Here is an 8,875-nt window from a genome sequence, read left to right on the forward strand (position 1 = left end):
GGCTCGAGCCGCGAGCACGCGCCCTGGGCGCTGCTCGATTTCGGCATCCGCTGCGTGATCTCGACCTCGTTCGGCGACATCTTCTACAACAACTGCTTCAAGAACGGCATTCTGCCGATCCGGGTTGCCCAGGAAGACCTCGACAAGCTGTTCGACGACGCCGAGCGCGGCGCCAACGCGACGCTGACGATCGACCTGCCGAACCAGGAGATCCGCGGCCCCGACGGCGGCAAGGTCAAGTTCGAGATCGATCCGTTCCGCAAGCACTGCCTGATCAACGGCCTCGACGACATCGGCCTGACGATGGAAAAGAAGGCTTCGATCGACACCTATGAGGAGAAGCTCAAGCGCGAACGCGCCTGGGCCTGATCATACGTTTTCGTCTGAGCCCCGGTGCTGTCAGCGCCGGGGCTTTTTCTTTGCCCGGATTATCTCCTAAGCTTGAGCGCATGCTGCCCGACATCGTCACCTTCTGGCACGGCCCGATGGACGCACTGCGCCAGACCTGTCTGCGCTCGCAGCTGGCGGCCGGCCACAAGGTCACGGTCTACAGCTTCGACACCATTCCCGGCCTGCCCGCGGGCGTCGGCAATGCGAATGCCGAGGCGATCCTGCCGCATGCGTTCTCGGAACGATTGCGGCCGCCGCAGCCGGATGGAAGCTGGCGCGACTGGACCACGCTTCAGTTCAGCGACTTCTTCCGCATGAAGCTGATGGCGAAGGGTCTCGGCCTCTGGCTCGACGCCGACGTGCTGCTCTTGAAGCCCGTGAAGATCGATCCGGCAAAACCGTACTTCGCCTGGGAGCGGCCGCGCCAGCTTGGCAATTCCGTGATCTATCTTCCGCCGAAGCACGGCATCGTTGCCGCGTTCGAGGAGCTGATGGCGCAGGAGGAGCTGACGCCCAACTGGCTGTCGCTGCGCCATCGCATCACCTTCGCGATGCGCCGCCTGCGCGGCGGCTCGAACCGGCTCGCGGACATTCGCGTCGCGATCTTCGGGCCGGCGTCGCTGACCGCGCTCGCGCGCCGCACCGGCGAATTGCAGAACGCATTGCCGAAGCAATCATTCTACGCCGTGCATGCCGAGCCGAAACTGTTCTTCGACCCTTCGAGCTATCTCGGCCTCGTCACCGACCCCGGAATCATCGGCCTGCACATCTCGCCGAAGGGGCGCGGCGGCGAGAAGCCGATTCCGGGGAGCCTGTATGCGTGGGCCACGGAGAGGTTTGGCTAGGTCTCGTGCCCCGGACGCAGCGCAGCGCGAAGCGGTGCGCTGCGTCCGGGGCCAAGCGATGCGGCGAGATGGGTCCCGGCTCTGCGCGCCGCACCGCGTCCGGGACACGAGAGCTATTTCCTTGGCTCGTTCCAAATTTGATCCAGCGCAACGCGCGCCTGCATCATTGTGCGTAGTCTCGCTCCAATTCCACGACCGGACCGGAGCCTCACATGAGCACCGCAAGCAGGCCTTATCCCATCGTTCAGGATCTCATCGAGTCCTTCGCGAGCTGGCTGAAGCATCGCCGCGAGATGAACGAGATGCGGCAGCTCGATCGCGCCGATTTCGACCGGATCGCAAGCGATCTCAGGATCGCGCCCGACGACCTCGAAGAGCTGGTTCGCCACGGCAAGCACGCCGCCGACGAACTGCCGAAGATGCTCGAACAGCTCGGCATCAACGCCGAAGGGCTCGGCCGCGCACAGCCGCTGCTGCTGCGCGACATGGAGCGGGTCTGCTCGCTCTGCAATCACAAGGGACAATGCGACCGTGATCTTGCCGACGGCACCGCCGCGGAGAACTATCACGGCTATTGCGCCAATGCCGCGACGCTGGAATCGCTCGATCGCGCCGACCTCGCGCCGCGCTGAGCGATCTGCAAAACGAATCGCCCGCACGAGGCGGGCGATCGAGGCTCTGAACCAGGGACGAGACTAAGCTTAGCGGCCGTAGAACATCTTGTTGCAGCGGCCGGTGTTGTCCGCCACGTACGGGCCGCGCATTTGGGGGCGCATCGCCTGCCCGCGCTGGTTCACGCCCTGCACGCAATTGACATAGCCTGTATTGCTGGCCCAGCGAAAATCGGTGGTGTAGGCGTGCGAGCTCGAAGTGGAGCCGACCAGCGAGCCGAAGCCGAGGACGGCAGCGAGGGCGAAAAGCGCGAGGCGAGAGGCCGTCATGGTTGTTATCCCGTTTTTTTGAGCTGCACCTTGCAGCGCGTGAACGAGACAATGCTCGAATTCACCGCGCCGGAATGTGCGCGACGTCACGCAGCGGAAGGTCAACCTGGAGAACGTGCCGTCGCATCGGAGTGCGCGCCTAGCCCTTCCCCATCGCCGCGATCGCATCCGCGATCTCGATCGTGCGCTTCGCCATGTCGGCGTGCAGGCGCTCGACCATCGCCCCATCGAGCCGGATCGCCCCGCGCGAGACGTTCTCCGGCATTTCGAACGCCGCGATGATTTTTCGCGCGCGCGCGACTTCTTCTTCCGGCGGCGTGAAGATCACGTTGCAGGCGTCGATCTGCGAGGGATGGATCAGCGTCTTGCCGTCGAAGCCGAGATCGCGGCCCTGCGCGCATTCGGTGGCAAAGCCGTCGGGATTGGCGATGTCGCTGTAGGGGCCGTCGAGGATTTCGAGACCGGCCGCACGCGTCGCCAGGATGCAATGCGTGATCATCGGGATCATCGCAGCGCGGCCCGGCAGCATCTTGATGCGCGTCTCGCGCGAGATGTCGTTCGGGCCGAACACAAAGCCCGACAGCCGCGTCTTCGGATCGCGGCCGGCGGTCGCCAGCTCCTCGGCATGCAGCACGGCGCGCGCGGTCTCGATCATGGCCCAGACCTTCACGGTCGGCGCGGCGCCGAGCTCGGCGAGGTGGTGGCCGATGGTCTGGAGATCTTCGATACTTGAAACTTTCGGAACCAGGATGCCATCAGGCGAGGCCTTGGCGGCCATCGCGACGTCGTCGGCCCACCAGGGCGTGTCGAGGCCGTTGGTCCGGATCAGGATCTCGCGCTGGCCGAACCCTTTTGCGGCGATCGCGGCGGCGATGCCGTCGCGCGCCGCCGCCTTGGCGTCGGGCGCGACCGAATCTTCCAGATCGAGGATCAGGCCGTCGGCGGCCAGATTCCGCGCCTTTTCAAGCGCGCGGGGGTTGGAGCCGGGCATGAACAGATGGCTGCGGCGCGGGCGGGTCATGCGAATGGTCCTTCCGGTTTCCTCGTCTGAATCCTGACCGAAGCCGATAGCACCTGGCATGCCTATTCGAAAGGCTTGTTCGCCCCTGCGGCTTATGGTTAGGCATAGGCCATGATCACATTCCCTGAGCATTTGCTGGAAGGCTACAAGGCCTTCGCCACCCAGCGGCTGCCGACCGAGCAGAGCCGCTATCGCGAGCTGTCGGTCAAAGGGCAGTTCCCCGAAGTGATGGTGATCGGCTGCTGCGACAGCCGCGTCTCGCCCGAGGTGATCTTCGACGTCGGACCGGGCGAATTGTTCGTGGTGCGCAACATCGCCAATCTGGTGCCGGTGTATCAGCCCGACGGCAACGCGCACGGCGTCTCGGCCGCGCTGGAATATGCCGTGACGGTGCTGAAGGTGAAGCACATCGTCATTCTCGGCCACGCGCAATGCGGCGGCATCCGCGCCTTCGTCGACAAGATCGAGCCGCTCACGCCCGGCGACTTCATCGGCAAATGGATGCAGATGTTCATCAAGCCGGGCGAAGTGGTCGAACAGCGCGACCACGAGACCATGGCGCAATTCGTCGAGCGCATCGAGAAGGCCGCGGTGTTCCGCAGCCTGGAAAACCTGATGACGTTCCCGTTCGTGCAGAAGGCGGTCGATGCCGGCCAGATGCAGACCCACGGCGCCTATTTCGGCGTCGCGGAGGGATCGCTGTTCGTGCTGGACAAGGCGAGCAAGGACTTCAAGAGCGTCAGGGACGTCCTTCCCGCCCGTCCCTAGAAGCCACGCAGGTCCGTGACCGGCCTGGAAAGCGTCGTCTTGCCGGTGATGCGACGGAGGGCACGGTTCACCACGTCAAGATTGTTGTCGAAAGACCCATGGTTGGCGGGGATGGTTTCGTCATTCTTCGGCTCGCGACGCGTGGGGACTTCCGTATCGCTGATCGCTGGATCGAGAAAAACATCCTCGCTGACTTCGGACCAGTCATCCAGGATCTTGTCCGAACCCGACATGAAGGTGTCGTCGTCCGCCCGCCATTTCCGCCAGACCTTCTGCAGTCCCAAAATCGGGGTCTTGTGATCGGGCTCGAGAGCCCGCGAAACCAGATAGAGCAGTGATTTAGAGTAGAGAACAGGGACGCATGGATCGCTGGTTTCGTTGGCATCGCTGAGAACGTCGACAAAGGTCGTCTTGGGATCGGCGACCTTGTCGGCAAAAGCGCTGCCGTATTTGTCGGAGGCAAAGGCGACGGTGCAGGCCGGCGCCCAGAGATGAACCGAGCTCGCTTTCAGCCCGCGGGCCTTCATCGGCGCCAGAAAATATCCTTGCATAATGGCACCGGCGGAATGTCCGATCAGGTGGATCCGCGGCCGCTGGCTCGCGCTCATCCCGCCGAGCTCGCGCTCCAGCTCGCGCGCCGCGACGGCAAGGCCGCCGCCTGCGCGGCTCGCACCTGCGGCTCTGAATTTCATGTTCTCCCAGATGGCCTTGACGCCGGCATCGCGCGCGAACACCTCGAAGGCACGATCCTTGATCTCGTCGATCTTGTTTCTGAGCCAGCCCTTGTCCGCTCCCGACGGCATCACCAGCTTTTCCGCCGCGGTCTTCAGAATGTCTCCGGCCGATTCCAGCAGACCGGTTTGCCACACCACGAAAATTGGCATGACGCGATTGGCCTCGAACCACGGACCGAGCACCTGCGCCCTGGAGATTCCGTCCTCGCGGCTGTTCAGCCCGCCGTGATCGATGATCGCCAGATCGGAAAATCCCTGCTCGGCTGCCCGGCCGAGGCATTGCTTGACGACGAGCGCGACGGCGTCGTCGCCGGAGCTCGCCTCGACAAGCTCGCGCTCGGCACTGCCGTTGTGCCCGATGAAGATGATGTGTTTGGCTTCCTCACCGTGGATCCAGGGAGAGACGGCACTCTCATCGCCCGCCACGTCGGAGCGGAGCAGCGCCCGCGCTCGCAGCCGCTCGTCCAGCGACAGGTCGGTTCGCATCGACGGGCTCACGAAGTGACGCGGTTCGTGCACAGGCTTCGATGCGCCTTTCTTGGCCGCGGGCGGCGGCGACGTGACGCGCATGGGCGCGCCGAGCGTCAGGGCCCAGGCATCGGTGCCGTAGCGGGTCCAGTCCTGATAAGGCAGCAGCCCAAATCCGTGGAATCCCCAATGAGGTCCCCACGAGTTTTGTACGATGAAGCCATCGGATGTGTAGCCGACCAGGGCGAACGCGTGGCCGCCAACGTCGTTGGGCTTTTTTGGCGGGAGAATGAGCGCCGCATCGAGCGTCTTGCAGTTGTTGCGAACGCGGTCCCAGCCGTCGTGGACGTCCGCGGACACGTAGATCGCATGCGTTTCGTAGATCGCCGACTGCATATCGACGATGGATTTGCCGTCGATGCGATAATATGCCCCGAGCGGCGTGAGCGGCGCATCCGTATCCCATCCGCTCCTGGGCAGTCCGGGCTTCTGCCGCTTCTCGAAGTTCGGCCAGAATTTCTCGCCGCAAACGCCGTGCTTGTGAAATCCCTTCATGGCACCGCGACAGCTCGACCCGTCGTAATCCTCCCCCTTCCATTCGTCATAGAGACGCGCGTTCTGGTACAGCATCCGCGCACTTCGCCGGGCGATCGTCAGGGCGGCTTTCGGGTCGTCGGCCGCGATCGGATTCGTGTTTGCCAGCTCCCACTGGAGATAGTTCACGACCGCGGCGAGGCCGAACCCCGTGCAGGATCCCTCCTGGCCCTGATCGAGAACCATCTCGGCATGGCGATAGACCGAGAACCAGCGCTCGATCAGCTGGTCGGACGGATAGGCCGGCGGCAGGCTCACCAGTCGCGATCGATACAGCAGGTCACGAAAGTCGAAGCGATCCGGACGTGCATCGAATTTGCGGTCGAAAAGGACCCTGGTCGGCATGCAATCCTCCTTGTTTTAAAAGCTCTTAAAAGCGGGAGGGCTCAGGGTGGCAATATCACCCACGCGCCCGCTCAACCACTAATTGTGATCCAGCGGAAGCATCCGTGCAACCAGGGTCTGTGCAAAAAATGCGGACCTGCGCGACATCTCGGCGCAGCTAAAACGGCCTCCGGCAGGAAGGCCTTCGGCGCGCAGGGCCGATGACGGGTTCGACCAAGCTGCGCAGCAACGCGGGGTTCGCAGGGTGGACAAAGACGCAACGCGCCGCATCCACCCGACGAGATCTACGGCAGCTCGGCTTACGCCGCCTTCTTCTTAGCGCTGATCAGCTTGCGGTTGATCAGGACTTCCGCGATCTGGATCGCGTTCAGCGCGGCGCCCTTGCGCAGATTGTCCGACACGCACCAGAGCACGAGACCGTTCTCGACCGTCGCGTCCTCGCGGATGCGGCTGATATAGGTGGCGTCCTCGCCGGCCGCTTCATAGGGCGTGGCGTAGCCGCCGGGCTCCTGCTTGTCGATGACGAGGCAGCCCGGCGCCGTGCGCAGGATGTTGCGCGCTTCGTCCGCGCTGATCGGATTCTCGAACTCGATGTTGACGGCTTCGGAGTGGCCGACGAAAACCGGCACGCGCACGCAGGTCGCGGAGAGCTTGATCTTGGGATCAAGGATCTTCTTGGTCTCCGCCATCATCTTCCACTCTTCCTTGGTGTAGCCGTCCTCCATGAAGACGTCGATGTGGGGGATGACGTTGAAGGCGATGCGCTTGGGAAACTTCTTATTGACCAGCTCCTGGTTGGTGTAGACGGCCTTGGTCTGCGAGAACAATTCGTCCATGCCGTCCTTGCCGGCGCCCGAGACCGATTGATAGGTCGAGACGACGACGCGCTTGATGGTCGCCTTGTCGTGCAGCGGCTTGAGCGCGACCACGAGCTGCGCGGTCGAGCAGTTCGGGTTGGCGATGATGTTCTTCTTCTTGAAGCCCTCCGTCGCAGCCGCATTCACCTCGGGCACGATCAGCGGCACGTCCGGGTCCATGCGCCAGGCCGAGGAATTGTCGATCACGACAGCGCCGGCGGCGCCGATCTTCGGCGACCATTCCTTCGACACCTCGCCGCCCGCCGACATCAGGCAGATATCGACGTCGGAGAAATCATAATGCTCGAGCGCCTTGCACTTCAGGGTGCGGTCGCCATAGGAGACCTCGACGCCGACGCTGCGGCGTGACGCCAGGGCCACGACCTCGTCCGCGGGGAATTTGCGCTCATCGAGGATGTTGAGCATTTCCCGTCCGACATTGCCGGTCGCGCCGACCACTGCGACTTTGTAACCCATCGTTCACTCTCCGATGAAAAAGCCCGTTCCTGAAGCCAGTGCTTAAACAGGAAGAGCAGCGCTTCTATGCGAGAACCGGCCTCAAGACAACGTTGGACCATGCCTGAAGGCCGTGGATGCAGTCGCCTGAGGCCAGCACGGCCGTTAGCCCAACCCAGATCCATCTGGCGCTTGCCAATTTCGCCGACGAGGTGGTCGGCACGCTGGCCCGCCTGTTTGCCTATGTGGGGGCGCTGGTCCTGTTTGCCATCCTCGGCCTAGCCGGCCTTGGCCAGCTGCCTGACCTGAGCGACGACGCGCCGGCTTCGAGGCCGGGCTGGAGCGAGGCCTCCCGCTCGCAACCTGCTTTCGCGCTCAGCAAACTCGGTTCATCAGAGAAAACAGCCTCTTATACCATCCTGCGGCATCCCGAAGGCGGCCGCAGGGACGTGCTGCGCTGGGCCGGAGAGGCGGACAAGCCGCTGGCCGAGCTCGAGATTTACCGGGAGGGCGGCGAATTTGACGTGACCCGCCCGGCGACCGAGGGCCTGGCCGTCCGGATGGGCCTCACGGCCGCAACTCCGCTCGAGCAGGCCGGCCTGATCGACACCAAATTCGGCCCCGTCGCCCTGTTCCGGCCTGTTGGAACGGCGCAGGGGGCGTGCCTCGGTTATCTCAAGCGCAGCGAGGAGCCGCCGCTCCAGATCTCCGGCTTCTCCTGCCAGGGCGATACAATACCAGCCCAGCGCGCGGCGGTGGCCTGCACGCTGAACCGTCTGACGCTGCTCACCTCCGGCAACGAGCCGAAGCTGGCAGATTTGTTCGCCCGTGCCGAGCTCAAGCGCCGGACCTGCGCCCCCGCGGGATCGTCGGACTGGCTGCTGGGCGCCGCGAACGCGCAATTGCGCGGCGCGCTGTGACCCGCATCAAGGATTTGCATCAAGCTCAAGTGGCTGGTTTGCATGCAACTTTTGCCGGCGCGCACGATTATTCCGAGCTGGTGTGACCCAATAGACCTAGTTGCGGCCACCCCGGCCGGGCTAGTATGGGGGTGAAATCGACTGGCGGCTTGCCGCCTGAAGGGGACGTGATGAGCTCGACATTTTCTGCCGCGAACAAACTGGCGACATTGCTTGCGGCGGGCGCCGCGATTGCGATGGCCTTCGCGACGCCGGCTTCGGCCGACACCAAGCCCAAGCGCTATGACGAGCGCGGCCGCCATTATTACGGCCCGAGCGGCCCCAACGCGGTCTACCAGCAGGGCCGCACCCGCCTCTATGTGAGCAAGCGCTCCTGGCTCGACGGCGGCACCGAGGTCAATCCCGGCGACCGCAAGTTCAGCGACTATGCCTTCCCGCCGGCCGTCGGCTATCCGTCCTTCGCCCGCGAAAACCTCAACCGCCCGATCGACCGCCAGCCGCTCTCGCCGCCGCAGGACATCGGCGGCTATCCGCAG

General features: G+C 64.0%; 10 protein-coding genes. 6 read left to right on the forward strand and 4 right to left on the reverse strand.

Annotated elements, in window-relative coordinates:
• From leuD to PMI42_RS06405, 3 genes are all read left to right on the forward strand, one after another.
• Window positions 1-369: 3-isopropylmalate dehydratase small subunit (gene leuD / locus PMI42_RS06395; protein ID WP_008131718.1), on the forward strand; the 369-nt coding region annotated here is incomplete at its 5' end.
• Window positions 370-449: 80 nt separating this feature from the next.
• Window positions 450-1,235: a glycosyltransferase family 32 protein gene (locus tag PMI42_RS06400; RefSeq protein ID WP_008131719.1), complete on the forward strand. Its 786-nt coding sequence runs from the start codon at window positions 450-452 to the stop codon at window positions 1,233-1,235.
• A gap of 212 nt (window positions 1,236-1,447) precedes the next feature.
• Entirely contained in the window at window positions 1,448-1,867 is a 420-nt protein-coding gene (locus PMI42_RS06405; protein ID WP_008131720.1) for a DUF6455 family protein, read from the forward strand.
• Between the two features lie 69 nt (window positions 1,868-1,936).
• Here PMI42_RS06405 and PMI42_RS06410 read toward each other — a convergent pair whose 3' ends face one another.
• The gene (locus PMI42_RS06410) at window positions 1,937-2,176 is read right to left on the reverse strand and encodes a hypothetical protein (protein ID WP_008131721.1); all 240 of its coding nucleotides are present in this window, start codon (window positions 2,174-2,176) and stop codon (window positions 1,937-1,939) included.
• A gap of 139 nt (window positions 2,177-2,315) precedes the next feature.
• The gene (locus PMI42_RS06415) at window positions 2,316-3,197 is read right to left on the reverse strand and encodes an HpcH/HpaI aldolase/citrate lyase family protein (RefSeq protein WP_008131722.1); all 882 of its coding nucleotides are present in this window, start codon (window positions 3,195-3,197) and stop codon (window positions 2,316-2,318) included.
• 111 nt (window positions 3,198-3,308) lie between these two features.
• Between PMI42_RS06415 and PMI42_RS06420 the strand changes: the two genes are divergently transcribed.
• A complete protein-coding gene (locus tag PMI42_RS06420) occupies window positions 3,309-3,965 on the forward strand; it encodes a carbonic anhydrase (protein WP_008131723.1) in 657 nt (218 codons plus the stop codon).
• Here the strand turns inward: PMI42_RS06420 and PMI42_RS06425 are convergent.
• Together PMI42_RS06425 and PMI42_RS06430 are read right to left on the reverse strand one after the other, a co-directional pair.
• Entirely contained in the window at window positions 3,962-6,106 is a 2,145-nt protein-coding gene (locus tag PMI42_RS06425; RefSeq protein ID WP_008131724.1) for a C1 family peptidase, read from the reverse strand. The two genes, PMI42_RS06420 and PMI42_RS06425, sit on opposite strands and share 4 nt — an antisense overlap.
• 299 nt (window positions 6,107-6,405) lie before the next feature.
• Window positions 6,406-7,440 (reverse strand): aspartate-semialdehyde dehydrogenase, encoded by a 1,035-nt coding sequence (locus PMI42_RS06430; protein ID WP_008131725.1) that lies wholly within the window; start codon window positions 7,438-7,440, stop codon window positions 6,406-6,408.
• A gap of 116 nt (window positions 7,441-7,556) precedes the next feature.
• Between PMI42_RS06430 and PMI42_RS06435 the strand changes: the two genes are divergently transcribed.
• Window positions 7,557-8,339 carry a hypothetical protein gene (locus PMI42_RS06435; protein ID WP_008131727.1) on the forward strand — a complete coding sequence of 261 codons (783 nt, stop codon included), beginning with the start codon at window positions 7,557-7,559 and terminating at the stop codon, window positions 8,337-8,339.
• Between the two features lie 170 nt (window positions 8,340-8,509).
• The coding region (locus PMI42_RS06440) for a hypothetical protein (protein WP_008131729.1) at window positions 8,510-8,875 on the forward strand (366 nt) is incomplete at its 3' end.

Origin of the sequence: Bradyrhizobium sp. YR681, assembly GCF_000282615.1 — a bacterium.
Classification (GTDB): Bacteria; Pseudomonadota; Alphaproteobacteria; order Rhizobiales; family Xanthobacteraceae; genus Bradyrhizobium.